Origin of the sequence: Clostridium beijerinckii, from assembly GCF_036699995.1 — a bacterium.
Taxonomy (GTDB): Bacteria; Bacillota; Clostridia; order Clostridiales; family Clostridiaceae; genus Clostridium; species Clostridium helianthi.
The window spans coordinates 4,302,690-4,319,481 of the sequence record NZ_CP144906.1 but is presented as its reverse complement, the minus strand read 5'-3'; the positions used below and the strand labels follow the sequence as shown (position 1 = coordinate 4,319,481).

The window sequence follows — 16,792 nt, the reverse complement described above, 5'->3', positions numbered from 1 at the left end:
TTAAGATACAAAAGATAATTAATAGTATTGACTTTATTAGCAATAGTTTTAAAGAGGTGAAAAAAATGAATAACGCCAAAATAGTACTAAGTAAGGAAAGTATCAAAAATACTGATTTATGGAAAAAAGCTGGAATTGAGATTCCAAAGTTTGATTATGATAAGATGTCAGCATCAACTAAGGAAAATCCTACATGGATTCATTTTGGAGCAGGAAACATATTCAGAGGATTTATAGCAATATTACAACAGGAACTTTTAAATACAGGGAAAGTAGAATCTGGTATTGTTGCTGTAGAAGGATATGACTATGAAATTATAGATGAAATTTATTCTCCTTATGATAATTTGAGTTTACTAGTAATTATGAAACCTGATGGTAGCTTAGAGAAAAAAGTGGTAGGAAGTATAGGTGAAAGCTTAGCTGGTGATTACTTAAGAGAAAAAGATTGGAATAGGTTAAAAGAAATATTTTCAAATCCATCTTTACAAATAGCAAGTTTTACAATAACAGAAAAAGGTTATAGTGTGAAGAATTTATCTGAACAAGATACAACAGATGGTTTAGAACACCCTGTAAGTATTATAGCTAAAGTTGCATCCCTAGCATATGTAAGATATCAAAATGGACAACTTCCAATAGCTTTTGTAAGTATGGATAATTGTTCTAAGAATGGTGAAAAACTTCACAATGCTATGGAAACAATGATAAAGAAATGGATAGAAAATGGATTAGTTGATAAAGGTTTTCTTGAATATATCAATGATACTAAAAAGGTATCTTTCCCTTGGAGTATGATAGATAAAATTACACCTAGACCATCTCAAAGTGTTAAGGACACATTGGAATCAGTTGGATTTGATAGTACTAAGATTGTAACAACTAGCAAAAACACTTATATTGCACCTTTCGTAAATGCAGAAGGACCTCAATATCTTGTAATAGAAGATAATTTTCCAAATGGACGTATGCCTTTAGAGGAAGCAGGAGTATTTTTAACAGATAGAGAAACTGTTGAAAGAGTTGAAACAATGAAGGTAACTACTTGTTTAAATCCACTACATACTTCTTTAGCAGTTTATGGATGCTTACTTGGATTTAATTTAATTGCAGACGAGATGAAGGATCCAGCTTTAAAGAAATTAGTAGAAAAAATTGGATACGAAGAAGGAATGCCAGTTGTTGTTAATCCAGGAATATTAAAACCTGAAGACTTTATTAAAGAGGTAGTTGAAGTTAGGCTTCCAAATCCATATATACCTGATACACCACAAAGAATTGCTTCAGATACATCTCAAAAAGTTGGAATAAGATTTGGAGAAACAATTAAAGCTTATAATAATAGAGAAGATTTAGACGCTAAGGAACTTAAATATATTCCTCTAGTTATAGCAGGCTGGTGTAGATATCTAATGGGATTAGATGATAATGGTAATGTTATGGAATTAAGTCCAGATCCTTTATTAGATGAACTAAGAAAATATGTATCTGATATAAAACTAGGTACTAAAGAATCAGCAAAGGATAGTTTAAAACCAATACTAATAAATGAAGAAATTTTTGGAGTAAATCTTTATACTGTAGGTTTAGGTGAGAAAATTGAAGGTTATTTTAATGAATTAATTTCAGGTGTTGGCGCTGTTAGAGCAACTTTGGAAAAATATTTAAATTGCAAATAATTATATAAGAAAATCGAGTATAAAAATAAACATTTTTATCATTCTTCATTTATTATCTGCCCAATAATACAAACAAAGAATGATAAAGAATGTTTAAGAAAATTAATATGAAGTACATTATAACATAAGCAATGCTAATTAACAACCTTACGAAAATATCAAGAGGAGTATACAAAAGAAAAATAAGAGTTTTATTGATATCATTTAAGTAAGGGGGTTAAGTTAGCTAGATTAATAAGATAAATAATTTCAAATGTAATAAGGTTAATATATAAAGGCGAAGAAAACGTTGTAGTAAAGTGTTGAGTGGATGCAAATTACAATAATGTGTGTTATTAACCCAAATATTCAATGCTTTACAAATATAAAATATTTATTTGAGAGAGTAGGATGACGAATATGAAAAATTTTATGGATGAGAATTTTTTACTATCTAATCAAACAGCTATAGATTTATATCATAATTATGCTAAAAACTTGCCTATTATTGATTACCACTGTCATATTGATCCAAAAGAAATATATGAAAACAAAAAATTTAGTAATATAACTGAAGCATGGCTTTATGGTGATCATTATAAATGGAGAGCCATGAGAAGTAATGGTATGGATGAAAAATGCATCACAGGAGATGGAAGTGATTATGATAAATTCTTGGCATGGTCACAAACTATACCTATGGCTATAGGAAACCCTCTTTATCATTGGACTCATTTAGAGCTTCAAAGATTCTTTGGAATATACGAACCACTTGATGAAGATACTGCTCCTGAAATTTGGAAGAGAACCAATGAATTATTAAATGGAGAAGGTTTTAATGTTAGAGATTTAATTATAAAATCAAATGTTGAAACTATATGTACAACAGATGATCCGATAGATACATTAGAATATCATATAAAAATTAAAGAAGATACTAGCTTTAATGTAAATGTTTTACCTACTCTAAGACCAGATAAAGGAATTGAAATAAATTTAGATGGTTTTGTTTCTTGGGTAAAAGCGTTAGAAAAAGTGTCTGAAATATCTATAGACAATTATGATGAATTTCTAAAAGCTCTTGATTCAAGAATAAGATTTTTCCATTCAGTTGGATGCAGAATAGCTGATCATGGTATAGATGGTGTTGTAGTTTATGCAGATGCCTCAAAAGAAGAAGCTGCAGCTATATTTGCAAAGGTTTTAGATGGAAAGACTATAAGTACTGATGAAGAGAAAAAATATAAAACCTATACGTTAAGACATGTATTTAAGCTTTACCATGAGTTAGGATGGACTATGCAGCTTCATATTGCAGCTCTTAGAAGCAATAATACAAAAATGTTTAAAGAAATAGGACCTAATACAGGATTTGATTCAATTAATGATGAAAGTATAGCTTATCCGCTTTCTAGGCTTTTAGATTCTGTAGACAAAGAAAATTCTCTTCCAAAAACAATTTTATATACATTAAATCCAAAGGATAACTATGTTCTTGGAACTATGATAGGAAATTTTCAAGGGGATGGAATTCCAGGAAAAATGCAATTCGGTGCAGCTTGGTGGTTTAATGATAATAAGGATGGAATGATTGAACAAATGAAGGCATTAGGAAACCTTGGATTGTTAGGACGCTTTGTTGGAATGTTAACTGATTCTAGAAGTTTCTTATCATATACTAGGCATGAATACTTTAGAAGAATTGCTTGTAATTTAATTGGAGAATGGGTAGAAAACGGAGAAGTACCTAAAAATGATAAATTACTTAAAAGAATTGTTCAAGGTATATGCTATAGCAATGCAAAAGAATATTTTGGATTTGATGAAAAATAATTCGGAAACACTTAATTGATGAAAGTGAGGAAAAATATATGTCAAATAATAATAGAAAAATCACGATAGCTAGAGGTGTTGGCTATGGACTAGTTGATTTAATGGGTGGTGGAGCATTTACCATTATTGGAGCTTTCTTACTATTTTTCTATACAACATTTGCAGGATTAACACCGATAGAAGGTGCATCTATTATAGCTATAGCTCGTATAGTAGATGCAGTTGCTAGTTTATTTATCGGTAGTATATCTGATAATTTCTATAAAACTAAACTTGGAAAACTTTTTGGTAGACGTCGTTTCTTCCTATTAATCGGAGCTCCGTTAATGGCAGATTACGTATTACTATGGGTAACAGGAAGAAGTTATGCATTCTATTTAGTTACTTATTTACTATTTGAAATAATTGCAGCAATGGTATTAATTCCATGGGAAACATTACCTGCTGAAATGACAAAAGATTTTACTGACAGAACTAAATTATCGGCATCAAGAATGTTTATTTCGGCAACAGGTACATTTTTAGCTACTTTTGTTCCAGGAAGATTAATAGCTTTCTTTGGTGACAAGAGCCCTCAAGCATATTTCATTAATGGATTAGTTTTTGCCATTATATATGCGATATGTATACTTATATCACATAAAGTAACATGGGAAAGAGACCTTACACCTGAAATGGAACAAGAGTTGTTAAATAGTTCTACAAGTAAGAGTTTTGGTGAACAATTAATGACTATTGTAAAGGTTGCTGGTGACTATGTTTCTACATTTAAGATTAGAGCGTTTAGACAACATTTAGCAATTTATATATGTTCATTTACGGCTAAAGATTTATTTAATTCAGTATTTATATATTTCTGTGTATTTAATTTAGGTGTTTCATCTACTACTGCTGCGAATGTACTTTCACTTAGCATCATTGGTATTCCTGTAACAATATTAGGCGGATTCTTAATGATTAAAGTTGGACCAGGTAACTTATATAAGATGGCTTATTCTATTATGATTGTATGTTTATTAGCGTTTTATGGACTTTATGTAGGTAACTTAGGATCAAATATTGCACTACTATTTGTAATTGGTACAATTTATCAAGTAGGAAGAAGCTTACTAGAGTTTACTCCATGGAATGTATTTCCATTCATTCCTGATGTTGATGAAATGGTTACAAGACAAAGAAGAGAAGGTCTTTTTGCGGCAGTTATGACATTTACTAGAAAAAGTAGTGTGGCAATAGCTACATTTGTTATAGGTGTTGTATTGCAAGAAAGTGGGTTTGTTAAAGGACAAGCGACTCAATCACCACAAGTTGTATCAACTATAGCTACTCTTTTAGCTGTTGGGTGTATATCTTTACTTGTAATTGCGTTAATTTGTGCTGTAACTTTCAAACTTAATAAAAGGACACATGGTATATTAGTAGATGAAGTTGAACGTTTAAAAAACAATGGATCAAAAGAAGAAGTAACTCCAGAAACAAAGGCAATTGTTGAAAATCTTACTGGATATAAATATGAAAATGTTTGGAAAGAAACAGCAGTGTAAATTAATTCTTTTGACTAATAGAATATTAACATATTAAAATAGCTCAAAATAATCATAATCTCTAGATACGTTTCAATTTAGTTATTATAGCTGTCTTAAGATAGAAAGTAAATTGCTATTTTAAGGCAGCTAATTTTAATTTCAGTTGTACTAAAATATTATTTTGATAGCTTCTATATTGTATGTAAGAATATAAAGGTATATCTTAAATAATTAATTGTACTATATAAATATAAAAATGTTATTAATATATGTCTATAAAAAATTAGGTTAGGAGACCGGAATATGAGTAATAAAAATAATTGTCTTTATTGTGATAAGGATGAAAAACTTGATAATTTAATGATTGAAATATGTAAGCTTGAAGTGTCAACTCTTTATTTGTTCAAAGAACAAAGCCATAAAGGAAGATGCATTGTTGCTTATGATAAACATGTGAAAGAATTATTTGAATTGGATGATAAGGAATTAGAATTATATATGAAAGATGTCACTAGAGTAGCGGCTATGATTAAAAAAACTTTTTCACCTGATAAAATAAATTATGGAGCATATTCAGATACGCTTCCACATCTTCACTTTCATTTAGTTCCTAAGTATAAAGATGGATATTCATGGGGAGGGGTATTTGAAATGAATCCTCAGAAAAAATACTTAAGTGATGAAGAATATGTGAAGAGGATTAATCTCATAAAAGAAAATTTATAATTATATATTTTGTGTTAGCTATTTCAAAATAGAGGATAGATATCTGTTTTGAGGTAGCTATTTTACAATACAGATTTATGCCTTTATTTTGTATTGGATGTATTAATAACTATATATCCATATTAAGTTTTTAATAGAACTTTCCATTTATACTAATTATACTAATCAAGAGGGACTTATAATATAAGTACAAGGGGATAATTCTAGAGCATATGGAAAAGAAAATAGATTTATTTGAAACTTAGATTAAAAGTTTTAATAAAGTTTCTTCAATGACAAGTTTAGGAGGCATAGATATATTGAATTATCCCCTATAGATATTTATGATATATATTCCTTTTTAAGAAGATATAAAGCAAAAAGTTAAACATATATTATAATCTAAGAAATATGCTAAGATTACATTTGGAGTTGAAATTAGATTGCAAATAATGATCAATATATTTGTTTTGTAAAGAATAAGCATGATTATTTATAATTTTTAAATTATTAGAGCTTAATAAAATTAAAATAATAAACTTTTACCTAATTAGTTTATGTAAAACATTGAATTTATTTCCTTATTATGTTATAATTTAGAGGTTGAAAAAATTGGATTCCAAAATAGTTTTTTGACTTTTACACTGTGTTGGAGATTCATCATCTAAACATTTTTAGATATGTAAAATTCGTTAACAGATTGCGAACTTTTAAAACTGTGCATGATATGTCTACACAGAAGTGTTGTAATTAAATAAGAAAATAGTTAGAAAGAAATTTATAAAATATTTTAGATTATCTCTAGTTTTTAAAAATCGAGAGGTAGTCTCTTTTGTTAATAGTAGAATATATATTTTATTTAGTTTGTTTAAGTTCAATAAAATATGTATTCTAATTAAGAAAATATAGAGAGGGTTGTATTATTATGTGGATAAAGTTCTTAATGGAATATTTTAAGTCACCAAGAACTGTTGGAGCTGTAGCGCCTAGTTCTAAAAAGCTTGCGGAAAAAATGGCGCATGATATTGATTTTGACCATGCAAAATGTATTGTGGAGTATGGTCCTGGAACAGGAGTGTTTACTGATAGACTAATGAAAAAAATAAAGGATCATACGATGTTAATGCTCGTAGAATATAATGAAGAATTCTGCAGAGAACTAGAGGAAAAGTATGGTGAATATAATAATGTTATAATAGTAAATGACTCAGCTGAAAATGTAGATAAATATTTAAAAGAATACAATATTAAAGAAGTAGACTATGTTGTATCAGGATTACCATTTGCTAGTTTGCCAAAGAATATGTCAAATAGAATATTGAAAAAAACAAAAGATATATTAAAAAAGAATGGATTATTCATAACATTTCAATATACATTGCTTAAAAAGGGATATATAGGAAGTTATTTTGAAGATATAAGTCTAGAAAGGGTAGTGTTAAATATACCACCAGCATATGTCTTAAAATGCCAAAATACCTAAGATGATCAACATAATTTTAAGTTATGTGAGAACTTGCTAAAATAATAGTAGTAAGTTTATTTTATAAATTTAGAATGTTGGTATTTAGAAATATAAGTTTTGTAGGAGATTTAGAATTTTATATTAAGTTTTGAAGAAGAATACAAATATATATATTTTGAAGATAATAATTTTTAGCATTTAATTAATATAAGTGAAGCTCTCAATGTATGTTGAGAGCTTTTTATTTTTAAAGATGATGTTTAAGAATAATTATTATATATACTTTACCTTAAATTTCCGAAGTAATATTATACTGTAAAAATAACATTTATTAAGAAGTATAAAATAAAGGATTTTTGAAATTATTGTAGAATTATAGAAATTATAGGAGCATTTTAATATAATAGTGAATATAACATTACAATAAGTTTGCATTAAAAAAGATAGTTTGCGGGGGAGGAATGTAAGTCGTGTAAACGTTTTTTTGAGAAAGGTGGGCTCATATTTGTTATAAATTTAACAAATATGATATCTACGTAGTTGTAGTGTATTAAAAGGATTGAATTATTAATATGATTAGATCCTACTAAGGAGGAAAGTCAAAATGGGAATATTAAATTTTAGGTTACGCAAATTAAGTTGCATTGTAGTAATAATTTTGGTTGGAAGTATTTTATCAGCTTGTTCCCAAGCAGGTAAAGTAATTATTGACAACGAGCCAAAAGAAGATAGGCAAAAAGATTATATCGAAGAAGTTCCAACACAAACTGTAACAAATGAGAAATCAGTAGATTTGGTGCCGTTGTACGAGCAGGTAAGAAGTTTAAAGGGACAAGAGGCATTGGATTTTTTTGAAAGTCTTAAATCCAAAGGATTATCGGATAGTGATATATTAGAATTTTTTATTAATTTGCCTCTTTCAGATGCCAATAAGGAGATTACTGATATATATAAGAATGAAAAATTTGAAACTTATATGAGTACATATCCTACGGGAAAGCCTTACGGAAATTATAAATGGACAAATGGAGATGGAACTAAGATAAAAGGAGCATTTAGTGAGCTGGATTTGAAATTACCATTTTCAAATTATGTAGCCTTAAAATCAGGACCAGTTGGAGACTCAAATAAAAAGTATAGAATTGGTGTTGCTATCCATGGATTTGATCAGCCATGGAATGTTAGTTTAGCAGATGCAGCTCAATGGGAAGCAGAAAGACATCCAAATGTCGAAGTTGATGTTAAAGATGCTCAATGGGACAACGATAGAATGGCAGATATTATTGATAGTTTTGTTTTGCAGAAAGTGGATGGAATTTTAACTTGGCCTATGGTTGAATCAGAAACAACTATTGCACCAGTGAAAAGGGCAATTGAGGCAGGTATACCAGTTGTAAGCGTTGACAGAATGACAGGACTCGAGGAGACCACGAGTAGAGTTACTGGGAATTTTCCAGCAAATGGTGCTCAATGTGGTATGTATTTAATTTGGAAACTTGCAAAAGAAGGTAGCCTAAATGCAAATGTAGTTCTTCTTAGAAAGCCTTCGGGAAGCACTGCTGATGCTAATAGAACTGGTCATTTCCTTAAGGTACTAAGTTATTTCCCTGATATTCATATATTAAAATCATATCATGATGATGATAACACAGCAGAAGCACTTGCCAATATGCAATTAGCATTAAATGAATATCCTTCTATTGATGTTGTATTTGGAACAGGTGATCATGAAGCTATTGCTGCTTATGATGCATCAAAGAATGCTAATAGATTAAATAGCAGAAAGGATGCTAAAAAGATGATGTTTTTATCAATTGATGATTCTAAAAAGGCAATTACATCCGTAAAAGATGGATTGTTTGAAGTGAATACACCATACACGCCTTTAATATCTGATATTGGAATGAGAACCTTACTTAATATAATCACTAAAAATGGTTCAATGCCACATGATATTATTACACCTAATATACCTATGGTGACAAAAGACGGAGATACTATATTTGGATTGAAAACCCAAACACCTGATCAATGGTATGAATATACTTTTGGAGCACCAATTAAATAATATATAGATATTAGTTAGAAGTTAATATTAAATCTGAAAATTTTATAGAATCAATGACATAAGAGGAAGGAGAAACTTCAAGATGAAAAAAATAGGCTCAGTTCCAGGAAGAATTCCCTTAACAATAAAATCAAAGCTTATTATAAGCTTCTCATTAATAGTATTTTTAATATCTACAGTAGGAATAACATCTTATATGACTATGAGGTCTTACTTGGTACAAGAAAATATTATGATTGAAAAAAACGTTATGGCGAATGATATAATAATTTTAATAAACTCAATTCCTCAGGATATATCAAAATATATATTAAACCCAACAGCTGAGAATAAAAAAATTATAGATGATAAGTTTATAAATATTAATAAAAATCAAGAGTTTATTAAAGACAATCTATCTGGAGAGAAGGCACTGAAATCTTTTGATGCCGTAAGCAGAATGTTAGAGTCGTATTCAGAGGAAGATATAAAACTTTTTGAAAGTAAGAATGCCACTGAAATGGTGGAAAAAAATAAACTTATGAATAGGTTTTCTAAGCTAATTCAAAATAGCATGCAGGAATATATGTCAGTAGAATTAGATCAACAAAATAGAGCTAGAGCAGATTTGGCTAAAAAATCTAATTTTACAGGAGTATTAATCATTGTCTTCATAGTATCCATAGGTTTTTTTAGCATAATTTTTGCTATTTTCTTTTCGATAAAGTTAGGAAAATCATTGAATAAAATTGTACTATTAGCTGATGATATTGCTAATGGAAACTTACAGGTAGAAGAATATAAAGTAAATTCTAATGATGAAGTATCTTTGTTGGCAAGTTCTTTTAATGAAATGACAAAAAATCTCAGAACTATGATTAGAGGTATTATCAATAATAGTAAAGATTTATATGAATCTTCTACTATGATCAAGGATAGGGCTAAGGAAAGTGTCAAGGCAGTTAATCAGATTGCAGTATCTACTCAAGATGCTGTCGATGGTTCGCAGTATCAATTTAGTGAAGCAAAAAGGACTGAAGAAGCAGTTAATAGACTTATTAAAATGAATAGCACAATAAAAGAAAAGTCAAATAATGTTTTATCTTCGGCCAACAAATCTCTTAAAATAGCTGAAGGTGGAAATGAGAAAGTTAGATCCATGTTAAATCAAATGAACACTATTAAGGAACAGGTTATGAATATTCAATCGGTAACTGGCATTTTAAAAGAGAATTCATCGCAAATAGAAACGATACTAGATACTATTTCTAAAATTACAGCTAGTACGGAGTTGTTGGCTCTAAATGCTGCTATTGAGGCAGCTAGAGCAGGTGAATATGGAAAAGGATTTGCAGTTGTATCAGATGAAATTCGTAAACTAGCAACAAGTTCTGCAACATCTACTGTAGAGATATCTAAAATTTTAACTCAGATTCAAAATTATATTAATGTATTGATTAAAAGTATGTCCATTGCGGTTAATGAGGTAATGAGTGGCTCGGAGAAAGTTTTAGAAGTTGAAGGAGCATTTAAGAATATTGTGGAGTCAAACAATGATGTTGACGGTGAAATAAAAAATATTTCAGGAGAAATTTTAGTAATGGTTAATGAAATAAGTGCAATTGAAAAAATATCTAAGAATATATGTGAAATTTCAAATAAATCACTAGAAGGAAGTACAGATATATCTGCAATAGTGGAAGAACAGCTAGCAACCCAAGAAGAATTCTTTGCATCTGCTACAACTTTGGCTAACATTTCAAGTGAGTTATCAAACGTTGTTTCTAAGTTTAGGGTTTAAGCGAACTTTAGAAATTTTAATAGGAGTAATACAAGATTATTGGAATGTTGAAATATGTACTGAGTTAGTGAAGTTTTTAGGAATAGAAATTATGATATAATAACACTAGATTTAAATTAGAAATATATTTCGTTTTAATTTGATATAGGAAGAGGAGCGTATTATATGAAAAGTCTATGTGTAATTGGAAGTTTAAATATGGATTTAGTAACTACAGTAGAAAATTTTCCTTTGGCAGGACAGACTATCATGGGGAAAGAATTTAATACATTTCCAGGAGGAAAAGGTGGGAATCAAGCAATAGCACTAGGTAGATTGGGATCAGATGTGCTTATGGTAGGAAAAATAGGGGGAGACATATATGGAACAAGATATTTAGAAGTTTTAAGAAATAATAATGTTAAGTATGATGGAGTAAGTATTGAAAAAGGTATGTCCTCTGGAGTAGCAGTGATACAAGTAAGTAATAATGGAGAGAATAATATAATTGTTGTTCCAGGAGCTAATGCAGAAGTTGATATAAATTATATTGAAAGCAAATGGAGTTTGATTGAGAGAGCAGATATATTCTTATTTCAATTAGAAATTCCATTAGAAACAGTAATTGCAACTATGAAAAAACTAAAAAAACAAGGTAAGACAGTAATACTTGATCCAGCACCAGCGGTAGATCTTCCTGATGAAATTTTTAAATATGTGGATTATTTAACACCTAATGAAACGGAGTTGGAGACTTTAATTGGAAGAAAGATAAATAGTGAAGAAAATTTTGCAGAAGCGGCACAAACATTATTTGATAAGGGAGTAAAAGTTATAGTTGCAAAGTTAGGTAGTGATGGGGCTGCAATTATTAAGAAATATAAATGTACTAGAGTTCCGGGATTTACTGTTGATGCAATAGATACAACAGCAGCGGGAGATTCTTTTAATGCAGGATTTGCTTTTGCCCTAGCAAAAGAAAAAGAACTTAAAGAATGCGTAATATTTGGAAATGCAGTAGGCGCTATTTCAACAACCGCACTAGGAGCTCAAGAAGCTATGCCAACATTTGAAAGAGTTAACAAATTTATTAGGGATAGATAAATTTATCAGAAAAATTAATAAAAGGCGAAAGAGTTTTTGATATTGCAGAGGCATATAATCTTTCAGATGATAGCATAAGAAAAATTATATTTAAGTTAAATAATGAAAAATTAGAATCAGCACGTAGAGTGCTAAAAAGCAAGGTTAAGTAAAAACAAAGTTCATATTTATAATATAAAAGGATTTGCAGGGTACAAATATCCTATAAAGAAACTGTTGTAAATAATATATGACTCAATATCTAAATAATTATAGTTGGATATTGCGTTAAAAATTATTTTCAGCAGTTTTTTTGTTGATTCTAAATTAAAGAGCTGAAATTAAGAAAGTTTAATTATAATCATTTTTTACATATCATTCAATTTGTGGTAAGAGTAAACTGTTATTGTGGTGCTAGTTTATTATTAAACAAGCTGTTTCAAAACTTTAAAAATATTAAAGAAGGAGTGAGTTAAATGGGATATCATGAAACAGAATTTAGGGAGTATTCAAGGAAAGGAATTATAAAAAATACGGAATGAAATTTTGAATTAGTAGAGGTAAGATAAAGATGAAGAATAAAAATAGAATAGGAAACTTATTTGTTAAGTTAAAACAGAATGCTAAAGCTTGGATTATAGCAATCTTTAATTTCGCGCCTAAAGATACTATAGAGAGTTTTGATTACTATGAGTTAAAAAAGATAAAATCTAACGATTATGAGGAATGTAGAAATAAGATTAGCATTCAGATGCAAAGAGATAGGCTTTTATTTTAGAGTTATAATAATGGAATCTCAAATCTGAAAGTATTAGAAAATACAAGTAAGTTTTAAGATATATCTAATATACTAATAGGTCAACCATAGAGTAATAAATAGAAATGGTTGGCCTATTTTTATTTGAAATAAATAGAACTTTGAAAAATCTTATGAGATGCAGCTAGAAAGTCGATATTTATAATGAATAAACATTAATTATAAATGTTTGTTTATGTATAGACAAAATAAATAAAAGTCTGTAATATATTAAATAGAAAGTAATTATATTGAAAGGGAATGAGATTAATGGATATAAAATCAAATGAATTATTTTGGAATGCTACTATAAGTGAGCTTAAAGAAGGGGTTATCGAAGAAAATGATGGATATAGGTGTATAATATGCGAAGAAGAATTCCAGAGAGGAAGAATATATGAAATAAATTCAAAGTTGTATGATGCGAAGAAATCAGCAGAGTTGCATCTTAAAACAAGTCACGGTTCAATGCTTGAATATTTATTAAATATGAATTCTGGTTTTACTGGAATATCAGATGTTCAAAGAGAATTAATAAAATTGATTGCTCTGGGATTATCTGATAAAGAAATTTCAGAGAAACTTAAAGTTGCGCAATCAACAATACGAAATCATCGATATAAATTAAGAGAGAAGGAAAAGCAAGCAAAATTATTTTTAGCTATGATGGATTTGCTTTCAAAAACTACAGATAAGAAAATTAATAAAATTGGTAAAGAGACTATATGTGATGCTTATAAAACGGCAACTACTTTAGATGATAGGTATAATATAACAGATAAAGAAAAGAAGAGTGCGATTGAAACTTATATGAATGAAAATGGTGGTTTAAAGAGTTATCCAGCTAGAGAAAAGAAAAAGATTATTGTATTAGAAGAGATATCAAGAAATTTTTCAAAAGGAAAGCAATATTCTGAAAAAGAGATAAATAGGATTCTAAAGAGGGTGTATGAGGATTACGTAACCATAAGAAGAGCTTTAATAGAGTATGGATTTATAGAAAGAAAAAAGGATGGAAGCAGCTATTGGATTAAGGAATAAGTTTTTACGCCAAAGTGGAATTGGTTAGATGATAATGAGCTTGATTTTTGATATAATAATTTATAGCAAAATTAGGGTAGTGTAAAAAATATATGAAAAATCAATCCAACTACCATTTAATGTTAAATTATGTTTGCTAGTTGCCCTTGACACACCTAAAGATAAATGGTCTTAGGCAGTTAAGGACGGGTGAATGATAATTTTGAACATGACTAATAGACCCGCCTATTGAGATATTTTACCATTTATCTTTGTGGGCGTGTCAAGGGTGCGTTTCACCAACTGCTTTAGATCATTAGGCAGTTATTGTACAGTTATTTAGAACAAAGTCTTGAGATAGTTCAATAAATTTGCACCATCTAGTAGGCATGTTGGACATTGACTCTAACTCTTCAAGGATTACAGGAGTTTTGCCTTCAAGGGCAGAATGTGGTCTTAGAAAGTTAAAGTATGCCACAAACATAGTTACAAATGCAACCGACCCGTTAGGACTTCCGAAGCCAGTAGTAGCTCTATAATTGCCTTTAAAGGTTCGGTTAAGACGTTCAATAATTTGCTTCAATGGCCTATATTCTTTTGAAACTTCATCTTTATTGGTTAAGCCTATAACTTGAGTAACATCGAATTTTATACTATGGCTTGCAAAGAAGTGCTGTGCAAGAAGATATATAGGGTTACCATCAGTTATAAGATTAAGATCTTCAGGTATTTCTTTTAACTTACTTAGAACATCATCGATGGCTTTTACAGCCGTTTCGGTATCTCTATGTGGTGATACTCTGTAAGATAGAATAATCTTTTTAACAGCATCAAAAAAGAAGAAAATATAGTTCCACTTACCGTTAACTTTTATGTAGGTTTCATCGCCGCAGAAAGAGTCAGAAAGTTTATAATCGTAGTTATCTATAAATGGCTTAACTACAATTGAAACGGCATTAACATAGTTTAAAATTGCTTGATGAGATATTTTAATATCATGAATATCTTTAAGCAATGCAGCTGTCTTTCTGGAAGATAAACCGTAGTTAACGTAGTAAGTTAGAATGAGTCCTAAGGTGTAAGAAGAAATCATAATGTTTGGAAGAGAAACCTTTGATTTTACCGGACTTTCTTTAGAAAGTGGCTTAAAGTCAAAAGTGAAATCTCTAAATATGTATCTAACTTTGAACTTACCAGGATTCTTCTTAAAATCTTGTTTTTCAGATTTTGTCATTGATTTAAGATTATTTTGGTAAAAAGAGCAATTATCATTCTTACACTTATAAACGTAGAAATCCTTACGCGCCTTGATTCTTTCAAGTGTTTTACTGCAGTGAGGACATCTTAACACTATGGATTTCTGATAGTAATTTTTAGGATTGAATGTGGTATCACAGACTTTGCAAAGATATTGTCCTCGGCCTCCGTTATTATCGTAAAGATAGGTATGTGGAGCACCACACTTAGGACAGATAACATCCTTAGGAGCTAACGCTTTGTTTTTGCGAGGTTTCACAGGAGCAAATTCTTTGCCGTGCTTAAACTCATATTCAGCTATTAGAAGCTTATAGTTAAGTTTTTCGGGAACATCAAAGATTGGTTGATCATCTACTTGAAGCTTTCGGTATTCTTTCTTAACAGGTTCGTCCGAAATGCTTTTAAGCAAGTTTTTGCCAACCAGCAAAGTCATGAGATACTTTATAATTTCAATAAGATAAATTACAGTTTCAAGAAGAAACTTATTAATCATGGTAATAGCTTGCCTCCTTTTTTAGTTCAGTGTTTTTGTTTTGCAAGTATAAAATATCTTAACTTTTTGGGGGTGGCAAGTTATTTATATAAAAAATAAGAAAAATTAAAGGGTTGCTGCCTTAGTTAGATAAAAAACTTTGACAGTACCAAAATTAGTATAGGGGGATATATATGGCAATTGGAAGAAGTAAAGTAGTAATAGTTGGAACGGGTTCTGTTGGGGCAGCGGTAGCATTTGACATGGTAATGAATCATGCTTGTGATGATTTAATATTGATTGATATAAATAAAGAAAAATCATGGGCTGAAGCAACGGATTTACAGCATTCTCTTGGATATAGCGGAAGTAAGATGAGGGTGAAAAATGGGGAGTACGAAGAATGCACTGATGCAGATATAGTTGTGATTGCAGCTGCGTTACCTTATATTACAGGTCAAACAAGATTAGATATGTTAGAAAAAGCTGCAGGAATAATGAATAATATAGTGCCGAACATCATGAAAAGTGGATTTTCAGGCATAATAGTTGTGATAACAAATCCTGTAGATGTTATGTCATACTATGTGCATAAACTTTCAGGTTTACCAGCAAGCAAAGTTATTGGAACAGGAACAGCTCTAGATTCAGCACGTTTGAAATATCATTTAGCTGATGTTATGAGTGTTGATCCACAAAGTGTTCATGCTTTGTGCATGGGAGAACATGGAGATTCGCAGATAATTCCATGGAGTCAAATTACAGTTGGGGGTAAAAAGTTTTTAGATATAATCAATGACAATAAAATGAGATTAAAAGGCTTTAATTTAAATTCAGTAACGGAAGATATTAAGAAAATAGCATATCGTATTGTAAATGCTAAAGGTGCAACTACTTTTGGTATTGCAGCAACTACTGTTCAGATTGTAAAAGCAATATTACGTGATGAAAATAAAGTTATTCCTGTATCGGCTATGCTTAATGGAGAGTATGGTGAAAGCGACACATATGCAGGTGTTCCAGCGGTTTTAAATAATCAAGGAGTGAAGGAACTTGTTGAATATCACTTAATTGAAAGTGAAAAGGCAGAATTAAAAAAATCTATTGGAATTATTAAAGACTACAATAAAAGACTTAAATTATAAAATAT

Annotated in this window: 12 protein-coding genes; 11 read left to right on the top strand and 1 reads right to left on the bottom strand. The window is 29.8% G+C overall.

Going from position 1 to position 16,792, the window contains the following annotated elements; genetic code table 11:
- The first annotated feature begins 65 nt into the window (after window positions 1-65).
- The 10 genes from PZA12_RS19950 to PZA12_RS19905 all read left to right on the top strand — a co-directional run bounded on the left by PZA12_RS19950 (window position 66) and on the right by PZA12_RS19905 (window position 13,934).
- Window positions 66-1,679, top strand: a complete 1,614-nt coding sequence (locus PZA12_RS19950) for a mannitol dehydrogenase family protein (RefSeq protein WP_078114678.1) — start codon at window positions 66-68, stop codon at window positions 1,677-1,679.
- A 399-nt stretch (window positions 1,680-2,078) separates the two neighbouring features.
- The gene (gene uxaC, locus PZA12_RS19945; RefSeq protein WP_078114679.1) at window positions 2,079-3,491 is read left to right on the top strand and encodes a glucuronate isomerase; all 1,413 of its coding nucleotides are present in this window, start codon (window positions 2,079-2,081) and stop codon (window positions 3,489-3,491) included.
- 38 nt (window positions 3,492-3,529) lie between these two features.
- Entirely contained in the window at window positions 3,530-5,035 is a 1,506-nt protein-coding gene (locus PZA12_RS19940) for an MFS transporter (RefSeq protein WP_078114680.1), read from the top strand.
- 285 nt (window positions 5,036-5,320) lie between these two features.
- The gene (locus PZA12_RS19935) at window positions 5,321-5,743 is read left to right on the top strand and encodes an HIT family protein (RefSeq protein ID WP_077837419.1); all 423 of its coding nucleotides are present in this window, start codon (window positions 5,321-5,323) and stop codon (window positions 5,741-5,743) included.
- A gap of 904 nt (window positions 5,744-6,647) precedes the next feature.
- The gene (locus tag PZA12_RS19930; protein WP_077837420.1) at window positions 6,648-7,205 is read left to right on the top strand and encodes a class I SAM-dependent methyltransferase; all 558 of its coding nucleotides are present in this window, start codon (window positions 6,648-6,650) and stop codon (window positions 7,203-7,205) included.
- Window positions 7,206-7,791: 586 nt separating this feature from the next.
- Window positions 7,792-9,255: a sugar ABC transporter substrate-binding protein gene (locus PZA12_RS19925; RefSeq protein WP_077837421.1), complete on the top strand. Its 1,464-nt coding sequence runs from the start codon at window positions 7,792-7,794 to the stop codon at window positions 9,253-9,255.
- Between the two features lie 82 nt (window positions 9,256-9,337).
- Window positions 9,338-11,035, top strand: coding sequence for a methyl-accepting chemotaxis protein (locus tag PZA12_RS19920; RefSeq protein WP_078114682.1), 1,698 nt, complete (start codon window positions 9,338-9,340; stop codon window positions 11,033-11,035).
- Between the two features lie 165 nt (window positions 11,036-11,200).
- Window positions 11,201-12,118, top strand: a complete 918-nt coding sequence (gene rbsK / locus PZA12_RS19915; protein WP_078114683.1) for a ribokinase — start codon at window positions 11,201-11,203, stop codon at window positions 12,116-12,118.
- Between the two features lie 550 nt (window positions 12,119-12,668).
- On the top strand, window positions 12,669-12,875 hold the full coding sequence (locus tag PZA12_RS19910) for a hypothetical protein (RefSeq protein WP_242964240.1): 207 nt from the start codon (window positions 12,669-12,671) through the stop codon (window positions 12,873-12,875).
- 288 nt (window positions 12,876-13,163) lie between these two features.
- Window positions 13,164-13,934 carry a DUF2087 domain-containing protein gene (locus PZA12_RS19905; protein ID WP_077845070.1) on the top strand — a complete coding sequence of 257 codons (771 nt, stop codon included), beginning with the start codon at window positions 13,164-13,166 and terminating at the stop codon, window positions 13,932-13,934.
- A gap of 295 nt (window positions 13,935-14,229) precedes the next feature.
- Here the strand turns inward: PZA12_RS19905 and PZA12_RS19900 are convergent, their stop codons facing one another.
- On the bottom strand, window positions 14,230-15,663 hold the full coding sequence (locus tag PZA12_RS19900; RefSeq protein WP_168983577.1) for a DDE-type integrase/transposase/recombinase: 1,434 nt from the start codon (window positions 15,661-15,663) through the stop codon (window positions 14,230-14,232).
- 173 nt (window positions 15,664-15,836) lie between these two features.
- Between PZA12_RS19900 and PZA12_RS19895 the strand changes: the two genes are divergently transcribed.
- Complete coding sequence (locus PZA12_RS19895; RefSeq protein ID WP_077837425.1) at window positions 15,837-16,787, top strand: L-lactate dehydrogenase; 951 nt, start codon at window positions 15,837-15,839, stop codon at window positions 16,785-16,787.
- The last annotated feature ends 5 nt before the right edge of the window (window positions 16,788-16,792 follow it).